This is a genomic window from uncultured Microscilla sp., from assembly GCF_947493425.1.
Taxonomy (GTDB): domain Bacteria; phylum Bacteroidota; class Bacteroidia; order Cytophagales; family Microscillaceae; genus Microscilla.
In genome coordinates, this window is sequence record NZ_CANLRP010000685.1 from 1 (window position 1) to 226 (window position 226).

At 38.9% G+C, this 226-nt stretch carries 1 pseudogene; it reads left to right on the forward strand.

Features of this window, described 5'->3' with window-relative positions:
* Nucleotides 1-12 precede the first annotated feature (12 nt).
* Nucleotides 13-226, forward strand: a pseudogene (locus Q0954_RS34915) (hypothetical protein); the annotation flags it as partial.

The window sequence follows — 226 nt, forward strand, 5'->3', positions numbered from 1 at the left end:
AACCAACACAAAATGGTAGATTCATTATATAGGCAACTTCAGACAGCCTATGAAGCTAACTCTACAAAACAATTAGAAGCTTTTTTGCAAAGTTGGGCAATTTATTCGGCAAAGCAACACAACCATTACCCAGCATCAGATACGGTTGTACCTGCCCTTACTCAACTATTCATAGATATGTTTTCACCCTTCGATTTTTCGCCTTTTGGCTGGAAACAACGCAAAG